This is a genomic window from Bowmanella denitrificans, from assembly GCF_039522935.1.
Classification (GTDB): domain Bacteria; phylum Pseudomonadota; class Gammaproteobacteria; order Enterobacterales; family Alteromonadaceae; genus Bowmanella; species Bowmanella denitrificans.
Map to the genome: position 1 here is coordinate 161,403 of NZ_BAAAEI010000021.1, position 20,728 is coordinate 182,130.

Consider the following 20,728-nt stretch of genomic DNA (forward strand, 5'->3'; position numbering starts at 1 on the left):
GGGTTATTGTAAAAATCAGGCCAGGCTGAGATTGCGGCACCATTTGCCGCTTTTAAAGCGATAGAGCGAGACAACGGCCTTTACCGCTTCCTCCACTAACACCAGCATATAGATATGTAAGGCACTGTAGCCCAGCTTCAGCATCACAAAACTGCTGGGAATGATAATCAGCCACTGCATCACAATATCCAGTTTCATACAGAACTGACCATCACCGCCGCTGCGGATCACACCGTTCATGGTTTGAATGGATAACGACTTAATCACCACGCCGATCAGCATCAGGGTGACAAAATCATTCAACACCTGTGAGTTGTGCTCCGGGCTGAAATAGCCAACAACGCTGTCCCTGAACAAGCTGAACAGCAAAACAATCAGGGTGACACAGCCGATACACAGCAGGATGGCACTAACAGACTTGCTGTTAATATGCGTTCTGGGCTCATGCGGTATGGCCTTGCCAATCAAAATGCTGGATGCAGTGGCAATGCCCATGGTCAGCGACAACAACAGGCTTTCGATGGGAATAATGATGCTGATAGCGTGCAAGGCCTGTGGACTGCTGCGACCTAAGAACGAATAAAACAGAAAGGCCCCTAACGACCACACTAAGCCAGATGAGGTAGCAGTAACAATTTGCTCGCGGATCAGGGCAAATTGCCTGCGACTGAAAAACACCGAACGGCACGGATTAATGCCTTTAATCAGCAAGAATACGCCTAATGCCAGTACTTCAAATACTCCGCCGACCAAAGTGCCATAGGCCGCACCTTCAATGCCCTGGCCATAGTCATAAATCAGCACGGCACTGACCGCCAGATTAATCAGCACACCCAGGCTGATAATGCCCGACACCCAGTTTGAGTAACCGGCAATGCGCAAGTAGCTAGCCGCCACCGATGAAAAACACAAAAGTGGCAGGCTCCACAGCACAATGTCCAGATAAAGCCCGGCCTGTTGCTGAACCACAGCGCTTTGGCTAAACATTGCTATCACCGCGCCGTCAAATAGCAGCAGGCCAAAAACAATCAGGGCGCAAAGGGCTAAGCTGATAACAAAGGTCGTCAGGGTGGCAGAGTTTAACTTGCCGGTATCCTGGGCACATTGTGCCGCCACATAACCACCGCCGGTAGAAACACCAAGCAATGTAATAATGGCCACCAGCATCACCCGACCGATAATGCCGGTGGCCGACACCGCCTCCATGCTGACTTCGGCCAGCAGCAGCGTGTCGACAAAGGATTTGGACGAGAACAACAAGGTTTGTATGGCGATGGGTATCGCCATAAAAAGCAGGGTTCTGGTAAACATGCGTTAGCCCCTTACTCTCAGGCAAATGCCCGAATCACCCGATTCAGCGAATAAATGGCATCTCCCAGTTCCCGGTCATAGAAAGATGTTTGCCACAGATTGTGCATGGCTTTGATTTTAAGCCGCGCGACCCCGGCCTGCCTGACCTTGTCATCAAGCTCGGCGTCATCTGCCTGATGTGGCCAGTGAATGGAGCAAATGTCCTTGTCCAGTTCAAACTTGTTGTTGTGTTTAAACAGCCGGATCCCCAGTTCAACGTCCTCCCCGCCCCAGCTGTTAAAGCCTTCATCAAACAGGCCAGCACCAATCAGTGCCTGACGCTCAGCCGACACATGGGCGGTCCAGAAAATATCAAAAGGCGCTGGCCATGCCGAAATGTTGTCGCCCAGATCGTCATATTGGCTCTGGCGAATGTCATACAGGCCTTTTTCCTTGGCAAGCTGAATGGCTTTTTCCACGTCGTCGGCATTAATGCATTGTTTCAGTAGCTCGGCGTCGCTGCCTGTTGCACCGAAACCATATACATAGCCGATAATGACTTTGGCATACTCGTCCGCTTCGTGCCGTTCCAGGTGCAGGGCCAGCCCGGATGGCGACAGCACAATGCCGCAATCCAGCAGCACAATATACTTGCCCTCTGCGTAGGTTATGCCCAGATTACGGGCTTTACCCGCCCGGAAACCCAGGTCTTGTTGCCATAAATATCGGACGTTTATTTGCGCTTGAAACTGTTCGCAAACAGCGCGGGAGTCATCCACCCCACCATCGTCTACCACAACCACTTCATACAATGACTTGTCCAGGGTCTGGCTGACCAACGACGTCAGGGTTTTGTTTAACAAATCACTACGGTTATAAGTAGGAATGACAACACTGATTTTCATACTACAAGGCTTCCTTATTTTCCCAGCACCCGGACAACTTTATTCAATGAATACAGCGGTTCACCCAGTGTTTTCATATAAAAACTGGTCTGCCAGGATTGATACTTCTGATTGATCTTGATAACTGCATTGATCGCCGCCTCATTCTCAGCCTCACTGCTGCCGGACTGCTCGAAATGCGGCCAGTGGATAGCACAGATGTCGTCCGCCAGCTCGTACTTATTGTTGTTGTGAAACAAACGAATACCCAGGTCCACATCTTCACCACCCCAGGAGGTAAAGCTTTCATCAAACAAGCCGGCGCGAATCAGTTCACTGCGTTTCGCTGATACATGGGCTGTCCAGAAAATGTCGAAAGGTGCAGGCCACATGGCCAGATTCTTGCCCAGTTCATCGTATTGCCATTGGCGACTGTCAAATAGCCCGGCTTGCTGCATAACCTGAACAGACGCATCAACATCCTCGCTGCTGACAGACTCGATCACAGTAGTCAGCGCCTGCTGATCAGCCTTAAAGCCATACACATAGCCAATCACCACTTTATTCAGCTCAGCAGATTGATGGCGCTGCACATGTCTGGCCAGGCCCTGTTGGCTGAGGATAATCCCGGAGTCCAGCATCAGGATCACCTCGCCCTCCGCCGCCACAATACCAACGTTTCTGGCTTTGGCGGGTCTGAATCCCGCATCCGTTTGCCAAAAATAACGGATGTTCAGCCTGTGCTCGAATGACTGGCAAAGCGCTGCAGATTGATCGGTACCGCCATCGTCCACCACAATGACCTCAAATGCCTCTTTGTCCAATGTTTGCCGACACAGAGACTCCAGCGTGTGTTGCAACAAGGTCTGGCGGTTGTATGTAGGAATAACCACTGAAATATTCATGACAAGTCCAAAGACAAATAACTGGCCTCCTGCCCATAAGAGGACAGATTTGGCGCACAAGGGTGGCAATAATCAGAAAAGCCAAAGCTTTCCCAGAAATAGCGGCTGTTCATCACACTGACCACCGAAGCGGTTTTGAATCGGTTCAGTGCTGGAGATGACAACAAGCCCTGAATAATACGTCTGCCCATACCCTGCCCACGACAAGCAGGACTCAGGCAGAAATCATGGATATGCAAGTTATCGAAGATGGCCGCCATATCCCTGTCATCATTCAAAGACGGCGACCTACCCAATTGATAGGGTAAGGCCAGCAGATAACCTTCCACCTGCCCTTGCACATCCACCACAAAACAGGTATCCGGCGAGACAGCCTGTTTGGCCTGTAAAGCCGGCTGACTTTCCAGCAGTGTATCGGGATAGGTAAGTTGCTGAACCTGCATAATCCGTGGCCAGTCTCTGCCCTGCAGTTTTCTGAAGGCCAGCCCGGCGGCTGACTGTTCACTCATCTGGCTATCGGGTGACGTTAACTTGGCATAGTGTGTCATCAGGCGTTACCTGCCTGGCTGCGCTTTTCGGACGCTATGTTGGTTAAGCTGCTCCAGCGGGCCAGCTCCTGCATATGCCGGGCGCTATCCACCAGCACCGTCTGTTCAGCCAGCTGCGTGCCTGTATCCCGGATAAAGCTACGCTTAAGGGGTTTAAAACCGTTAAAACCTACCGTGGTATAGCTGGTTGAATAAGCGCCGCAGGACAAAAGCCACACTTCGTCACCGGATTTTAAGCTGCGAGGTACACTGATCAGGTTGTTCTCATCATTAAACACGTCATCACTATCGCAGGTGGGACCGGCCACAATACAACCCACCGTATCGGTGCTGTCATGACCAGGAAAGATCATCTGATAACGCAGTGCATCGGTTTCGTACAGGCCATTGAAACGACCACAGCTTAAAAATAGCCAGTGCTGTTCCCTGCCCTCCGGCTGCACCCGTTGCGACAGGCGCAAAACGTGTGCACGGATCACACCAAAGTCCGCCACCAGGAAACGTCCTGGCTCAAGGATAAAGCGCAGATTCTGCTTTAGTTGCTGCTGCAGATTCTGCATGCCGTTGCGAATCGCCAGAAGAATGGCTTCAAGATCCGGCCGCAAGGGTTCACCGGCTTTAGTGCTGTATCCTCGGGCAGGCAAGCCACCACCAAGATTGATATATTCCAGCCGGATCCCCAGGCGCTGTAACTCCTGCCCTACCTTACCAAGCCGTTCAAATAGCGCGGTCCAGGCAGCATCTGACATTTGCTGCGAACCAATATGGACAGAAATACCAGCAGGTACCAGACCCGACTCCCTGGCCAGCAACAGATTCTCGACCAAGGCGGACACCGAACTGCCAAACTTGCGGCTTAAGCCATATACTGCCCCTTTACCGTCGGTGGCCAACCGGCAGAACACCCGGCTGCCTGGCGCAAATCTGGCAATGGCCAGAATTTCATCGCGGCTGTCTGCGGCAAAATCTCTGACTCCCAGTTGGTGAGCCTCGGCAATCTGCTTATCGGATTTAATGGTATTGCCGTAGTGAATTCGCTGGATGTCCCCGCCTATGGCGAGGGCTTGTTTGATTTCAGCAATACTGGCCGCATCAAATCCGGCCCCGGCGCTCACCAGGGTTTGTAGCACTTCATTCACCGGGCAGGATTTAATTGCAAAGCGAATATCCAGTTCGGGGATCTCTTTTTGCAGTCTGCAGAACTGGCGCTGGATCCCGTCCAGGTCAAAGATGATTTCATCATCCGCACAATGTACATCAGCGTCTTGCGAAAGCGTATATGGCAGCATGTTCTTCACCTATAATCCTAATTCTTTAGATAAATTAATGAGTTGCATCCAGTTCCTGGATAAAAACAGGTAATCTTGCATATCCAGCTTGGCCCGCTCGATAAGGCTGTTCTTCTCGTTTACCAGTTGGTTGGCCACACTTTGGTAGCGCCCACCCAGTAATCGGTAATTTCTGATAATGTCGTCAAACACCTGATGACTATGGTCAGTATCAATATTTAAGGTGCTTTCAATAATGTGGCAGACCTCAGCACTATTGATGCGCTGCTGTTTGTCAAGCAGTGCACCAGGGCCGGCTGCAGCCATTAGCTGGTAGGCCCGGTGAAAATAAGGCATAGACAGCATAAATTTGATAAAGCGCCGCTGGTAATTGGCAAAACCTTGGTCGGTTCTGCGTTCAGGCGTATAGAAGTTGTCGATATGGCGGTTATGCACCACGGCAGGCAGTTCAGCGTGATAAACCAAATGAATCAGAAAGTAATCCGACCCTATGGTGTCCTTTGCCGGTGGCAATGGCACCACTTCCTGTACGCCAAAAAAGCTGATATTGCACATATCCACCCGCATAGGGTCGGCACGGCCCAGGGTGGCACGGTCAGCGCTAAAGACTTCGGTGCCAGCACCTTTAAAGGACTCTGCAACCAGTTCAAGCTGTTCGGCTTGGGTTGCGCCCTTTTTGGCCCAGAGTTTCACCACATCAAAATAGATATCAGCAGATAATTGCTGCATTTCACCAATATCCACCGACATTTCACCAATAAAGGAAGCCGCAACCATCGCCACAGCTTGCGACGTCTGACTTTCGGTGAGATCACGGGTGATACTGGCATCGCTGACGGTACTTGCCATGAGCCCTAAACTCAGCAATTCCTGATGAATCGGAAAAATGATATCGCCGTGTAATACCTGATAGTGGCAGTCTGAATCGCGGCGGTGCACCGTCTGGCAATTAAGCGCTGCGGCAAACAAAAAAGCGCGGTTGGTGCAGGCACCATAAGACACGCCTTGTGGCAGCATCAGCTCCAGCAAGCGCTCAGATTCGTGCCCAGCTCGCTGGCACAGTGTGTGTAGAAATTGCCGCTGCTGTGATTCATCCAGATGCACCACTTCTATATTGGGGGACACTGGCAAATGGCTGACAGCTGTGGCGTTTTTTTCCAGTGCCTGTGGTTCTGAGGTATCGATGATCAACAAACAGACCTGCACATCAAAATTTGATGCCGCATAACAGGCTTCTTTATAAAGCAGCTCGATGGTCGCCATACACTGGCGATTGGTGGGTAAAGCCAGACAGATCCTGCGCATTATTGCTCTCCTTCTTGCCATGACATTAACCCCAGCAACTTTTCCCCCAACGGGGTTAATTCTGCAGGACCATAGCGCAGGCTTTCATGACGGTCCTGATCCCCAATCAGAGTTTTGTTCCAACAAGGTGTACTGAGGTTGCGCCATGAATCCACCCGCGATGCGGTTAAGCGCGCGTTGTCATTAAGCGCCGGCATCATTGACAGATAAAATACACTGCGGATGCCATTTTCTGAGCTGTTCTGTTTTACCCCGTGCGCCAGCCAGCCGTTGAAGATCAGCATATCCCCCGCTTCCAGCCTGGGCTGCACAATGGGGTAACCAGCTTCGCGGATATCGGGGCGCACAGGGTCCCGGTCGTCTGGTTGGCTTAACAGCCAATTGTCGTAGTCTTTAAATAGTGCCGGACAACACTGGAAACCGCCGGTACTGTCGTCACTGTCATTTAGTGCGATAATGCCCTGCACCCTTTGTGGCAATAGCTGGTGTTTGGTATTCACATCCCAGTGCAGGTGAATATCAAAGCCTTTGTCGGTGGCAGGAATTCTCGCCCGTGAACGGTTGCCTATATTGGGTGGATTGAGGTTAACGCGATCCAGGGTGACCCAAAGGGCTTCGGTATCCCAAATATCCACGAAAGCGTTGTATACCCGCTCACTTTGGCGGATATCCCATTGCAACTGGTGTTGGTACATCTCAACAAAACCATAGATGTATAAATGCTCTTCCAGCTCTGTTTTGAACTGCTTTGGTGGGTACCAGGTAGCGGGATCAGACTTGTTTAGTTGCTGAAAATCACAAGCCGTGTCGAATAGCGTTAGTGCCTTTTCCCTGGCAATCGCATTTTTAACGATGACATAGCCATAATCCTGCCAGTGTCTGAAATCTTCCTCAGACAAAGTTCTTAATGGCAACGCTTTTTCCATCTTACTTAATGGATTTTTTACGTAATAACTTTCTCCATCAAGACTGACGAAATCCTTATTGGTCTTATCACTCATAAAGTACACCTTGTTGCTTATTAAATCCGTGTGATATGACATCCAATGCCATCGAAAACCACTTTACAAAACTTTGAAATACACCTTTAAAAAACAGCTCATTACAAAAGACACATCAATCTAAATAAGGTCGTTTAATTAGTGTCAACACAAAACACCAGCAAGACAAGCATAAATATTTTTACTGACGACAAATAAGATAAATATGGCAATGCGTTAATATGAAACAACAAGACATATCGCCTTATGCCATACACCTGAGTTTCTTGCGATACATCAAACTAAAAAAATCGAGATAAAACACAAACTCCATTTGCATACAAACTCAGACAAACCTCTATCAAGATGCACTGATAGTAATATTGACAGCGCTGTCATTCAAGGGATAAATACATTGATTTCAATATGTTACAATTTACAAATCATTAAAGAAATGGTTAACAAAATTTATACAAAAAGATTGAAATATAGGTATTTACGATAGAATAAAAAATTCAAAAATCAGAGCAAAAGAGGAGGTAATAAATTAAAAAATAGCATCTTAATCAAGCACCAGGTTTTAACCCAATTTCCATACTTACAAAAGTAACAGTAGTTAACAAACCCCTTAATCAGGTCATATAGGCTTAGATTTAAGGATTGAGACAAATTCAATAACGCAGAAACATTACAAGTAACATTAACAAAATATATGGCAATGCATTGCAAAGAATACCGCCCATCTTATGATGACAAATTTATGACCTAAGTGAAGACTGAAATATCTCACATGGATAAATATGATGGTTTCTTAAATGCAGCCGAATAAATAACTTAGAAAGAAGAATAAAAAAACCGGTAAAAACGAGAGGGCTAGTCCTTACCGGCTTTGTACTTAACGGTTTATATTGAATCCCAGGTGCCTGAACTCACAACAATGTTGCTCGGCCAACCTAGTCTGTTGGTTGATGTCGCGGGCCGCTTAGTTGCCAGCCCGCGAATATCAGAACCTGACAGACGATAAAATCAGCGTTTTATCAGGAGCAGGGGCCAATGACTTTCCAGGGATCACCCGCTGTTGGCAGGTTGTTTTGCGACCACCATTTAGCTTCGTAAATCGTGCCATTGTAGGTTGCCTGCATTCCGCCAGTGTATACCGAGCTGGCATTCCAGGCCGCCGGGCAGGTTGGCCCGGTATCACCGACCTTAAAGCTCACCACCAGGCTATGCGCCGCATTCAGATTACTAAAGGTATAGCTTGATGCTGCTGCCACTGACACGCCGTCTACCACCAGGGTATCTACCGTGTAACCGCTATCCGGTACAAAGGTAACGGTAAAGTCCTGATTGCCCTGCGCGGTAATCACGCCACCAACGGGGGCAGGACTAATGCTGCCGTTACCACCAGAGACGCTGGCGCTGATATCAAAGAACACCGGATTATCGATGGTGATATCGCTGAAGTTACCCGATACACCTGTGAAGTTAGCGGCGCTTAAATCCGACACCAGGGTATTTTTCAGGACCAGTTGCTTGTTATTACCACCAGCAGCGGCAGGAGTTAATGACAGCACGGTATCTGCGCCATTTTGGCTCAGCTGTAACTGGCTGAAGCTGTACTGGAATACACCCAGGCTGATTTCGGTTTTATCCGGGAAGAAGGTGTCAACGGTGACCACCATATTCCAACCCCAGGTTTGCCAGCCAAGGGAAACAACATAACCCAGACGGTCGAAGCTGCCGGTCATATTGTCAAACATGCCTACATGCAAGTCATTCAGGCCCAATCCGGGCATTTCGACATAGCTGTAAATACCACCGTCGGCGGCTTGTACGCCAACAAACAGCGAGCCATTGCTTTCATAGGCTTTCAGATGTTTAAAACCGATACCGGCAGTGCCGCGGATTTTATCTACCGCAGGGTTGAAGTTATTGGCAACCTGAGTACCACTCCAGGCCATAGTAAAGACCTTGGACTGTACAATCACGGCTGAGGGGTTTGCGTTGATCTGAGCTGCCGTCGCACCTTTAATCAATACTGACTGTGAGGAGAAAGACAACAGTGCACCATCAGCAGTATCAGATACCACCAGATTGGACAGTGGTGCTGGGTCAGCCCAGTCACGCAGAACGATTAAATCTTCCCCAACAGTGAAATCGTTGACAGTCACCGCAGAGTTGGATTGTTCATTAAGCAGAATAGTGTCTACGCCACCGCCGGTAATCACGGTATCGTCGCCCCAGCCAGCAGACAGGGTTTCGTTATAGCTGGAACCTTCAATGGTCTCAGTAGCCGGCGTATCAAACAAGGTGTTGTAACCACCAAATTTATGTACGTACTTGGTGATACAAGTGCCCAGCTCGTCACAGGTGATCTGGTCTTGTGTCAGCAGAGCACCAGTGCCCCAGGCACCACGTAAGTGAGCGGCAGCCAGCAAACCAGACATAGTGGCCTGAACCTGAATAGGATTGCCGTTTTCGTCGGTATCCGGCCAGCTCTTGGCGAGGGCCTGTGCCCAGGTCATATTGGCATCTTCCAGTAACTGCGTCATCACGTTGTAGTTAAAACGCATGGCGTCACGCATCACTAGTTCCTGCTTCTCCGGAATACGCAGATCGGCAAAGGAGTTGATACCGTTCTTACCAATAAAGGTGCCTTCCCAGTTGTTCAAGGAAGTCGCCACCACTTTATTGCCGCCGGAGCCTACTACTTCTACCAGGGCTTCGGTTTTACAACCAATCCAGTTGCTGTCATCTACAAAGATATAGAAGCTGTCGTATTCAACACCGTTGACGACCTTAGTTACCGGGCTGTAATAGCCAGTATCAATCAGCAGCGCCTCACCCAGTTGATAGCCGACAAAACCCCAGGCATTGAGCGAGTTGTACTGCATATTGCGGTACATCTGCGCATCATAAGGAGTTTGGGAATTGTAGTAGCCATCTACCCCCAACTTCGTAAAAAACTCACTGATGGTAGTAGGCTCAGGAATCATGCTGCCGGTGGCACAATCACGAACCATTTTGCCTGGTGCTGATACCTGTGCGTAGGTATACACCGGGTTATTCAGATTCTGCAGATAGAAATCCGCCAGATTGGGGTTAATGCCAGATTCAAAGTTACGCAGGGCATCCAGGAAATCCTGTACCCCACCATTGGCGGCTTGAGCGCTGACGGACGCTGCACAACAGGCAGCCAGCAAGGACAATCTCAATTTCATATCCGATCCTCTAGTTAATGATGGCATGAGACCGACAACTACTGCATCTCATTATTGTTATTCTGGGTGGGAACTCACCCGGCTTATTCAGGCCAGAAACTGCCATCTGACCTTTGCGAATTTATTGAAACTAAAATGGGTAATTCCATTTAATTTTTGACTCTTCCGGGTGAGTTATTTGACGTTTTATCAAACAAAAGCAGTCAATCCGGCCGAACACTTCCCATGTTTTTTCATATCAAAATCCTTATAAATAGGTTTGGACAAATTTAAAAATTGACTACTTTGTAGATTATTACTCTACATATACCCATGCTTTTCCAGTGCAAATCCAAATTCCCATACCTGGAGCAAGAGGGCCGCATGTAGGCCACCCCTGGGCCCTGTTGTCACCAACATTAGCCCAATAGTTAGCAAGCGCTGAGCTGTATCCAGAGCCACTGCCGGCGAAGTCTCTTAACTCCCAAGTCCCTGCAAAGGCACTGACCGACACGGCAATTAGTGAAATCACTGAAAATCGACTGATAAATTTACTAAATTTCATTTAAAAATCCCTCTTAAGTAAACTAATTCGAACACATAAAAAACACTTCAAAAATAGCTTTAATGCAATGAAAACTATGGAATATAAAATCTTGCACTTCCAGTGCAAATCCACATACCGCCACCAAAGGGTGGGCGAAGAATATCCTGACAATTTGGACCAGAAATAGGCCAGCCATTATCACCTATTTGATCGTAAAAACTTTGTCTTGCTTGCTCTTCTGTACGCCCATGTGATGAAATATTTTTTACGACCCACTGACCTGCAACCACCATGGATGATGACACAGCTAAAAATCCAAATATTGTCAACTTCTTTAAACTAATCATATTTTTCTTCCTGAATAAAATTTAATTACAAAGAATTTTCAACAACACAAATTAACTGGCAATTCCTCTACACATAGTAAACCACCCGTGAACAGAACATGTTACAAAGACACGGTTTCTTGGAAATCCATCAGCAGCTGCCATATCATATATGACATTTCGACTGCAGCTTGAACTAAAACAGCTATAGGTCTTTTCAGCCATATTCTGCTCAGTTGCCCCAACATTAATAACGGATAGTGAGAGGCCCAATCCTAAAACTAAAAACTTCAGCTTCTCCATTTTTACGCTCCTTTTTAAATAAAAAAGCGCAGCCATTAACGGCTGCGCTTGCCTTACTACATTTTAAAACTCGCACCAACAAAATAACGAGCACCAAATTCGTCTACAGAGTGATAAATATTACCAAAATCAGGAAGTGTACCAATGCGCGTCTCATTGAATATATTTACAGCTTCCAATGAGATATCAATTTGCTCTGTAACATGCCAAATAAGTGATGCATCAACTTGATCAAAAGGTTTTGCAGTTGCGTCAGCACTATTATAGTTAAACGTATATTCATCTCTGTAGTTATAAGCTATCCGTGCGGTGAAAACTTCGCCCTCATAATAGCCAGATACATTCAGTGAGTTATCGGAAACACCATACATGCTTATCTTTTCGCCATTGAACTTTTCTAGCTCACTATCTGTCCATGTATAATTGGCTGTGAGACCAAATCCATTGCCGAAATCTTGCAGGTACTGCAACTCCAGCCCAAGCACACTAGCATCCCCAGCATTTCTGAATCTTGTGATCAAGCACTCATTACAGCCATCTATTGATTCTAGCTCTGTAGTCTGTTCAATATAGTCTTTTATATCTTTGTAAAAAGTGGTTGCACTTAGTAAAGATGATTCATTGAAATACCATTCAATACCCAGGTCAACTTGGTCAGAAGTATAGGGTTCCAGATCTGGTGTCCCTACCTTAGCTTCTTTTCTATGCTCAAGAATTGGAGTAGACATCTGAATTTGGTCATAGTCGGGTCTAGATACCGTTGAGCCTGCTGCAACACGCAACAGTAAATCGTCCGCTAACTCGTTAACTAAATTCAGGCTAGGTAACAGATTGTTATATTTTTTTGTTCCCCTTTCATCCACTTGGTTTGGATTAAAGGAGTCATATGTTTTAGACAACACATCGGTTTGCACATAACGCAGACCAACATCTCCACGCCAATTTCCAAAACGTATGTCTGCCATTACATACAATGAAGTAATGTCTTCCTCAGTAGAGAACTTACTATCATAATATGTGTCGGTTTTATTTTTCTCGGCATAATCTAATATTGATGTATTGATCAAAGGGAACTGCGTTGCTGTTCCAGGCCGTGCATTTTCCCCATGTAGACCACTCGCTATGCCACCGTTGAAGTCATCCATTGCGAGGCCATCTGCCATAGCCTTATCTAGAATGCCGTTATGTATACTTCCTTCAGGATAGGTATCATTTTTAATATAAGTATATCTTTCCTGCCCACCAACAAACATTTGCTCTTGATATTTCACTCCTACTTTAACGCTGCTGATAAAATCACTATCAAGTTCAAGTTTATAATCCGCCTGATAATACTCTACATTGTGGTCCCTAAAATTATTCAGGTAAGAAAACTCTTGGTACAGAGATTGTTGAGAGTGATCCATAATACTATCCATATATTTTGGCTTAAATATATGGGTACCTGTAATGTCATAGTCGTACTCAGTTTTACTTTTATCATTAAAGTTTCCAAACCATGTACTTGATTGAAGCCCTCTTGATTTCGCATCTGACTTACCCAAAACCAGGTCCAGCTCCCAATTATCCCTGCGATAGTTTGCAGTTAAATTGATCACATCCGATTCCATCTTGGGGTCACGAATTACTGGGTTTATAAACAAAGGAACGTGGTAGCCTTCGTCAGTAACAGGCACAACTGTACCCGCCACTGCAACACCATTTTTTTCAACAATTGATTCTGGTACTAATTTAGAATTCAGATGAAAATATCCAAACAGTGCTGTATTTACGTGCGGGTTCTCTAATACAAAATTATTGTAATCTAATGAGAACAATAGGTTTTCTGATGCCTGATATTGAAGTGATACCTGAGAGCTCTCACGTTTCCGTTCTTCATCAAATAAAATTGAGCCAAACCCAATTGGCACAGCGACATCAAGAGAAGGATCACCAATTTTCGCCCAACCATCACTTGGCGGTAGGAATGAGCTTGTTGTTTGCCGATTAATCGATTGATTCTGAATCGAGTGTGCAACTAGGACACCAAGTTTTTCATCTTCATCTTTCCAGCTAAACAAACCAGATACACCGGACTCCCAACCATCAGCATTGGAGTTTTTGCTGCTCTCTACTGATGCTGCAACGGTAAATGCATCCAAATCCAAAGGCTTTCTGGTTTTCAGGTTAATCGTACCGCCCATTGCACCTTCGTTAATATCAGCTTTGGCAGATTTATAAACATCCATCTGAGAAATCTGCTCCGCTGACATCAGCTCAAAGTTAAAGCTTCGCTTAAAGCCACCTAAGTCGAACCAACCAACTGACGCAACGTTCTGACCATTCAACAATACCATGCTCTGTTGTGGGGACGTTCCACGTATATTGACACCATCGACTTCACCGTAGCTCCGGCTTACAGTGACACCAGGTATGCGTTGCAATGCATCACCAATATTTTTATCAGGGAAATCACCAATGTCCTCAGCACTTACCGAATCCAAAACTGAGTTGGAAAAACGTTTAGTGTTCAGCGCCTGGGTCAGGCTGCCACGAATGCCACGAACCTGGATAACTTCGGTGTTGTCAGCCGCCTCGGCGCCAGTGGCGGCGCTTTCCTGGGCGGTAACGGGTAAAGCACAGCAACCGGCCAGGATGGCTAGTGTCAGGCGGCTAAGTGATCTGTTCATATTCCCTATCCTCTCGTTTTAATTGCTATCTGGTGTAAATGACAATATGTCTTTTGGTTTTACTTATTATTTATCCATCATTTAGACTAATGTCAACTGTTTGTTAAAAAAGTTAATTACGGGTTAGTAAAAACTCAGCCAGGGCCTGGGCTGACACCCAGCGGCTGGAGTAGGTGCAGATACAGCTTTGCACGTTTGAAAAATGCTGAAGCGGGTAGTCAGGTCCGAGCAGCAGCAAATGCAGATTATCCGGATATTGCTGTAACAGCTGCGTCAGCCTTTGTCCTTGCGCGGGGTCGAAGTCTTCCCCTGGCAAAGGGTAATCCTCCCACACGGCAAGAATGGGTTTATCGGCAAAACGCTGATCAGGTGCGGTTAAGAAGGCCTGCAACTGGGGAAATTCCACCGCAATAAGTTCAGGTAGCTTGCCGTGCAACGACTTGAGCAGCTCGCTGCTGGCAGCCCTGGGATCATTGGGACCAATACCGCGACTGTTAACCAGGCGCTCCTGATTGGCAGGGTCTGCCAACGGGATAAAATAACAGGGCGTGGTTAAATCGGGCATGGGCTTATTCTCCCTGAGGCGCCGTATCGCTTGTCGTGCTGCCTGCACCGACAGTTTCCCATCCTGGGTTTGAATCAGGGGACTGGATGGTCGTTGCAGCTTCTGATAACGCATAGTGAGTACCTCACCCAGCCGGCTATCCAGCAAAGTCTCACTCACTCTGCCTTGTCGCACCGCATCAATCACTCCGTCCAGCGTGGCTTTTTGAATAGCCTTGTAGTCGGTGCTTTGATTTTCATAATGTTCTTCCGACAGCATCACCAGATGCGCGCCGGCCTCCAGGGCCATTAAAGCAGCCCCAACGGGGTCATACTGACGCCGCATCGCCCACATATTCATACTGTCGGTGATAATAATGCCGCCAAACCCCATTTGCTGCTTTAGTAGTTCAGTCAGAATGGGTTTGGATAAGGTCGCGGGTAAGTCACTGTCCAGTTGCGGAAAGCGAATATGGCTGGTCATCACCAGATCCACTCCCGCGTTAACGGCGGCCTGGAACGGCATCAGATCCTGCTCCAGCAGTTCAGCCTCGGATTTATCCACCACCGGCAGGGTTTGATGACTGTCTTCGGCGGTGTCACCATGACCGGGGAAATGTTTGGCACAGGCCAGTAATCCGCCCTGATGCAGCCCCTCTACCGCGGCGCAAACCTGTCTGGCTACCGCTTGCGGCTGTTCACCAAAACTGCGCTGGCCGATAATCGGATTGTCCGGGTTGGTATTTACATCGGCACACGGGCCAAGAATACAGTTATAACCCAGAGCGCCGATTTGCCGGGCAAACATCTGATATACCTCTGACGTCAGCTTTTCATCGTCTGCCTTACCCAGCGCCAGGTTACCCGGCCCCAGATCCAAATATTTGGTTAAGATACCCCAGGCCCCTTCCTGGTCCACCGCCAACAGTAATGGAGCATCACAAGGACGCAGGCTGGCCTGATGTTGTAACTGGGTTGCCAGCTGCTTAGCCTGCTCAGGGGTGGCCGCATTATCATCGGTCAGGTAGAAGCCACCAATATGGCGCTCACGTACCAGATAGCTGGCGTAATCCAAATCCCGTCCGGCAAAGGCCAGCACAAATAATTGCCCAACCTTTTCTTCCAGACTCATGGCATCCAATAATTGCCTGATATTCTTCTGCATCCATTCTCTCCTACGCAGACTCGGCGAATTGCAGACCTGACGCACCAGTGATCAGCGACACCAGATCGTTCTTATCCACATCGGCAATGGCCACATCGGCACTGCAACGGCCCTGATACAACACCACAGCGCGATCGCAGGTATCCATGACGTGCTGCATATTATGGCTGATCAAGACCACAGCCACGCCCTGCGAACTAATCAGTTTAATCAGCTCATTTACCTGGGCACTTTGTTCCACCCCAAGGGCGGCGGTGGGCTCATCCATAATCACCACTTCAGCCCCCCAGCTAACAGCGCGGGCAATGGCAACCGCCTGACGCTGACCACCAGAAAGATTCACAATCTTTTCATTCAGACTGGGAATACGGCTGTTGAGGCGATTCAGGGATTTCTGACTACGCTTGGTCATGGCTTTGGTATCCAGCCAACCCAACCAACGTAGTAGCGGATTGGACGAGCGGATTTCCCGGTTCAGATACAGATTCTGTACCACGTCAAATTCAGGCACGATGGCCAGATCCTGAAACACCGTTTCGATACCGGCATCCCGGGCATCCATGGGCGAATTGAGTTTTACCGGCTTATCGGCAATCAGGATCTCGCCTTCATCCGGTGGATGAATACCAGAGATACATCTGACCAGGGTTGACTTACCGGCACCGTTGTCGCCCAGCAGCCCCACCACTTCCCCTTTGTTAACCTTAAAGCTCACCCCACGCAGGGCTTCCACCCCACCAAAACGTTTGGTGATCCCTTTGACTTCCAGAATGGTCTGGCTCAATGCATTTCTAACCATTTCTTGCCTCCCTTGCGCCGATGGCGACAGCGGTAATCAAAATCAGCCCACGGGTAATCATTTGTTCGTCGGTGGAAAAGCCCGACAGAATTAAACCGTTGTTGATCATGCCCATCAGCCAGGAACCGATAACCGCACCAATAATACTGACCCGTCCACCAAACAAACTGGCGCCGCCAATGGCCACCGCAGCAATCACGGTGAGCAGGTCCGCTTCTCCCAGGGTATAACGGGCGCCCGCCAAGCGACCGGCATACAGCAAACCGGCAATGGCTGCACAGAGTGAGCATACGATCAGTGCCTTGATACGCACATTTTCGATACGAATCCCCATGGCACGCGCTGACTCGGGGCTGCCGCCCACCGCCAGTAGGTGGCGACCAAACACCAGTTTATTCAGCACCACATAACCAATCAGGGCAAAGATCAGGGTCCACCACAGCAATCCGGGCACGCCCAGAAACTCGCCATTACCAAATAAGGCTCGGAACATGGGGTCGATCACCGGGATAGACTCAAGATTGCTGACCTGGCGGGTAATACCAGTGATCACGCCCATGGTGCCCAGCGTTATCAGCAGTGACGAGACTCTGAGCCGTTCAATCAACAAACCATTGATCAGACCCACTAACATACCGGTCAGCAATGCCCCGGCCACAGCCATTGGCATACCTACATATTGCAGTAAAATGGCCCCCACAATGGCACTGAGTGCCACCACTGAACCAATGGACAGGTCAATGTGCCCCACCGCCAGCGCAAAACTCAGGCCCACCGCCATAATAGTAATAGGCGCGGTCTGGCGGATAATATTCATAAAGTTACTCAGGCTTAAAAAGCCGGTGTCATTCAGGAAGATGGCAAAACCAGCCAACACCAGAATAAACATGTAGTAAATAAAATACTGGCGCTTCAGTAGCTTGGTAGCCCAGTCCTGGCGCGCCAGCGCAGGTGAAGTGGTGGACATGTTAGTCTCCAAGGGCAAGGTTGATAATTCGTGGTACATCGGCCTGATAAGCTTGTTGCCAGACATCGCGGATATTGTCGCGGGTCACCAGGTCAAAAGGTACCAGGGTAAATAATGGAGCAGATTCGCCCAGCTCGGCCAGCAGGGCCACTCTGGCCATGGTGGCGCCAATCTCGTAGGGACGATCCGCCACGGAGGCCAGCATATTGCCACGCTGGGCCATATCCAGCAGGTTGTTGACCCCCAGATCGTGAGACACAACTTTTACTTTAGAAAAGCCATCGCCGCGCAGCGCTTCCACCACCCCTTCGGCGGCAGAATCCCAGGCCACATAAATCACATCGATATCTGGATTTCTGAGCATCATGGCAGAGGCGATAGCACTGGTATCCTGCTCTTTAACAAACCCCTTTTTAGCGGTAATTTCAATACCCGGGTAACCTTCAAGTGCCTTCAGGAATGCCTGATCTCTGGTGTTGGTCACAAAGTAATTTACATCGTGGAATATCACTCCTACTTTGCCCTTGCCCTTGCCCTGCAGGTGACGGTTAACGGCCTCGGCCGCTTTTTGCCCCATGCCCTGCATATCATCAGAAACGATCCCGGCGTAATCCTGACCATGAACAAACCCCGGAATTGGGTTACTCAGCAATACCAGTTTGGTGCCGCTGTCCACGGTTTTTTGTAGCCCCACCTTGGCGCTGATACCATCAATCACCAGTGACAACAGCATGTCCGGGTTAAGGGCTTGAATATTTTCTATATCAGCCACCTGCTTGGCCGGATCATACTGGGCATCTGTGGTCACCAGTACCTTTACTCCATAACGCTCGAAGGTGTCTGTGGCGCCGCGATTGACCGCGCTGATCCACGGGCTGGCACCGTGCCAGGCCATGGCCGCCGTTAATTGTTTATTTTTAAGACGATGAGCCTGCTCGGCATCAATTACGATTTTGTCTGCTTTAGCGGCATTGGCCAGCGCAGCAACAAAGTCAGGCTCATCCTTGGCACCAGCAGGTGGCCCCAATAACATCAGGCCACAGGCCAGCGGTAAAAACAGCTTTAGCATTCACAACCCTATTACGTTAACTTTACATCTAAGGCTAGTGTAGGGTGACCGTTTCATATGTCAATCATTTTTACTTAAATAAAAATGCAACAAATAGTGCTGGCAGCGATCAGCATAATACGTACAATGTTCCGGCCACTTTGAATCCAGAGACGTGATAGTTGCAGGCATCAAACTCCAAACAAAACAAAGCGTTGAATCTACGGCTGGTGCTGTCACATATCGCCACCCTTAGCCCTATATCCAGGGCAGAGATTGCCAAGATTACCGGCCTGACCAAACAAACCATTACCAATATGGTGGATGAACTGCTGGCCGCTGATCTGGTCGCCGAGTTAGGCATCAAAAAAGAAGGAACCGTTGGTAAGCCATCCAAAATGCTGGCCTTGTCAGGCAAAGGCACCTACAGCCTGGGCATCCGTGTATTTGCCCAGCACTGTCAGTTGGCCATGTATAACCTGACCAACGAAAAGCTCGGGCAATGTCAGATTGAACGTGGCGCGTCGCTGGAACATGGGTTGGAACTGGCTATGCAGGCACTGCTGGCCGACTATGCTGTAGAACCCGGTGACTTGCTGGGTATTGGCCTGAGTTTTGTTGATCAGTTTGACCATCAATATCCCAACCATCAGGCCAGACAGGATTTTACTCAACTGCTTGCTGACAAACTCAATCAACCAGTGGTGCTGGAAACCACTGCCGCCGCCTGCGCCGCCTGCCATATGTTGCATGGCGAAGCCAGAGGCCTGAACAGCTTTGTATATATACACCTGGGTTTGCAGGTGGAATCGGCGGTGGTATTTGGTCGCCAGATTATGCTGGGTCACAATCAGCTCACCGGCGCCATGGGCGAAATTTTTGTCACACCGGAAACCAGTGACAAAGATGGAGAACTGGGCCGCCTTAACGATTTTGCTTCGCTGGACGCGTTACGCAGCCAGGCCCGTCAACCGCATATGGATTTGGTTGGCATGGCGGCTTTGCTGGACAGTCAGCCGCAGTTGGTAGACAAATGGCTGGAACAAGCTGCCGAACCTATGCGCATAGCTATTCATATGCTGGAGTCAGTGCTCAACACCCAAACCATTATTTTTGGCGGTGATATCACGCCAGAGCTGCTGGATCTGCTGATTGCCAGGTTACGTCCGCTGATCCCATCCATATCCCAATACGGTGAACGCGATGTACCCCGTATTCTCAAAACCCCCAATGTGCAGGACATTGCCTTAAGTGGTGTAGCCACCCTGCCCTTACACAGTGCCTTGGATATGCATCAGCCCTATGCTGCCCGCCTGCCGCAATTAGCCGAACTGACCACCAAGCAAGCTTTGTTGTTTGTAGCAAACTAGCACGAGCTGAGATTTGGCTTACCAGCCCGTATCTTATCGGGATGGCTTAGGTGTTTCTGTGTACATAAATTATAAATAATTAGTCATTTTAGACAGGAGAACCCTATGCAGGTCCATGCCGCCGCCTTTTTACTGGGCACTGCTTTTTTACTGAATACTGTCACGCTAAACGCCCGGACAGATGAAAACCCATCGCCACAACAGCAGGTCTGGCAGGCCGAAACCGCCTTTGCGCAAAGTATGGCAAACAGAGATCTGCAAGCATTTGCCCGGTTTATTGCTGCTGAAGCGGTATTTTTTAACGGCAACAACGCGTCGACGGGGCGCGAGGAAATTGTCAGCCAGTGGCAAGGCTACTTTCAAGGGCCCGAGGCCCCTTTTTCCTGGGCACCTGAACAGGTTACGGTGCTGGCCTCAGGTACACTTGCTTATAGTAGCGGACCGGTTTACAACCAACAGGGTGAACGCTTTGCCACTTTTAATTCGGTTTGGCGACTGGAAGAAGACGGCCACTGGCGCGTTGTATTTGACAAGGGCACCCCCAGGTGCCCTGCGCCAGCAACGCAGTAATGCGTCGTTCTGCTGCGCTG

16 protein-coding genes are annotated in these 20,728 nt (G+C 48.6%); 2 read left to right on the forward strand and 14 right to left on the reverse strand.

The window, feature by feature from the left end:
• Nucleotides 1-15: 15 nt before the first annotated feature.
• The 14 genes from ABD028_RS17410 to ABD028_RS17475 form a co-directional block, all read right to left on the reverse strand.
• Nucleotides 16-1,311 carry an MATE family efflux transporter gene (locus tag ABD028_RS17410; RefSeq protein WP_343846583.1) on the reverse strand — a complete coding sequence of 432 codons (1,296 nt, stop codon included), beginning with the start codon at nucleotides 1,309-1,311 and terminating at the stop codon, nucleotides 16-18.
• A 17-nt stretch (nucleotides 1,312-1,328) separates the two neighbouring features.
• Nucleotides 1,329-2,195, reverse strand: coding sequence for a glycosyltransferase (locus ABD028_RS17415; protein WP_343846585.1), 867 nt, complete (start codon nucleotides 2,193-2,195; stop codon nucleotides 1,329-1,331).
• Nucleotides 2,196-2,209: 14 nt separating this feature from the next.
• The gene (locus tag ABD028_RS17420) at nucleotides 2,210-3,079 is read right to left on the reverse strand and encodes a glycosyltransferase (protein WP_343846586.1); all 870 of its coding nucleotides are present in this window, start codon (nucleotides 3,077-3,079) and stop codon (nucleotides 2,210-2,212) included.
• On the reverse strand, nucleotides 3,076-3,627 hold the full coding sequence (locus ABD028_RS17425) for a GNAT family N-acetyltransferase (protein ID WP_343846587.1): 552 nt from the start codon (nucleotides 3,625-3,627) through the stop codon (nucleotides 3,076-3,078). The genes ABD028_RS17420 and ABD028_RS17425 overlap by 4 nt, the downstream gene beginning before the upstream one ends.
• Nucleotides 3,627-4,916 carry a type III PLP-dependent enzyme gene (locus ABD028_RS17430; RefSeq protein WP_343846589.1) on the reverse strand — a complete coding sequence of 430 codons (1,290 nt, stop codon included), beginning with the start codon at nucleotides 4,914-4,916 and terminating at the stop codon, nucleotides 3,627-3,629. The genes ABD028_RS17425 and ABD028_RS17430 overlap by 1 nt, the downstream gene beginning before the upstream one ends.
• 9 nt (nucleotides 4,917-4,925) lie before the next feature.
• Nucleotides 4,926-6,221, reverse strand: coding sequence for a DUF6271 family protein (locus ABD028_RS17435; RefSeq protein ID WP_343846591.1), 1,296 nt, complete (start codon nucleotides 6,219-6,221; stop codon nucleotides 4,926-4,928).
• Nucleotides 6,221-7,222, reverse strand: a complete 1,002-nt coding sequence (locus ABD028_RS17440) for a phytanoyl-CoA dioxygenase family protein (RefSeq protein WP_102795776.1) — start codon at nucleotides 7,220-7,222, stop codon at nucleotides 6,221-6,223. Before ABD028_RS17440 ends, ABD028_RS17435 begins: the two co-directional genes overlap by 1 nt.
• Nucleotides 7,223-8,238: 1,016 nt before the next feature.
• Nucleotides 8,239-10,422 (reverse strand): carbohydrate-binding protein, encoded by a 2,184-nt coding sequence (locus tag ABD028_RS17445; protein WP_343846594.1) that lies wholly within the window; start codon nucleotides 10,420-10,422, stop codon nucleotides 8,239-8,241.
• Nucleotides 10,423-11,040: 618 nt separating this feature from the next.
• On the reverse strand, nucleotides 11,041-11,295 hold the full coding sequence (locus tag ABD028_RS17450; RefSeq protein ID WP_343846596.1) for a hypothetical protein: 255 nt from the start codon (nucleotides 11,293-11,295) through the stop codon (nucleotides 11,041-11,043).
• Nucleotides 11,296-11,633: 338 nt separating this feature from the next.
• Nucleotides 11,634-14,246: a TonB-dependent receptor gene (locus tag ABD028_RS17455; protein ID WP_343846598.1), complete on the reverse strand. Its 2,613-nt coding sequence runs from the start codon at nucleotides 14,244-14,246 to the stop codon at nucleotides 11,634-11,636.
• A 112-nt stretch (nucleotides 14,247-14,358) separates the two neighbouring features.
• Nucleotides 14,359-15,954, reverse strand: coding sequence for a glycoside hydrolase family 3 protein (locus ABD028_RS17460; RefSeq protein ID WP_343846600.1), 1,596 nt, complete (start codon nucleotides 15,952-15,954; stop codon nucleotides 14,359-14,361).
• A gap of 10 nt (nucleotides 15,955-15,964) precedes the next feature.
• Nucleotides 15,965-16,753 (reverse strand): ATP-binding cassette domain-containing protein, encoded by a 789-nt coding sequence (locus ABD028_RS17465; protein WP_102795780.1) that lies wholly within the window; start codon nucleotides 16,751-16,753, stop codon nucleotides 15,965-15,967.
• Nucleotides 16,746-17,720 carry an ABC transporter permease gene (locus tag ABD028_RS17470; protein ID WP_343846602.1) on the reverse strand — a complete coding sequence of 325 codons (975 nt, stop codon included), beginning with the start codon at nucleotides 17,718-17,720 and terminating at the stop codon, nucleotides 16,746-16,748. The genes ABD028_RS17465 and ABD028_RS17470 overlap by 8 nt, the downstream gene beginning before the upstream one ends.
• Nucleotide 17,721: 1 nt before the next feature.
• Complete coding sequence (locus ABD028_RS17475) at nucleotides 17,722-18,789, reverse strand: substrate-binding domain-containing protein (protein ID WP_343846603.1); 1,068 nt, start codon at nucleotides 18,787-18,789, stop codon at nucleotides 17,722-17,724.
• 161 nt (nucleotides 18,790-18,950) lie between these two features.
• Here ABD028_RS17475 and ABD028_RS17480 point away from each other — a divergent pair, with 161 nt between their 5' ends.
• Both ABD028_RS17480 and ABD028_RS17485 read left to right on the forward strand, forming a co-directional pair.
• Complete coding sequence (locus ABD028_RS17480; protein WP_343846605.1) at nucleotides 18,951-20,138, forward strand: ROK family transcriptional regulator; 1,188 nt, start codon at nucleotides 18,951-18,953, stop codon at nucleotides 20,136-20,138.
• A 105-nt stretch (nucleotides 20,139-20,243) separates the two neighbouring features.
• A complete protein-coding gene (locus ABD028_RS17485) occupies nucleotides 20,244-20,708 on the forward strand; it encodes a YybH family protein (RefSeq protein WP_343846606.1) in 465 nt (154 codons plus the stop codon).
• Nucleotides 20,709-20,728 lie beyond the last annotated feature (20 nt).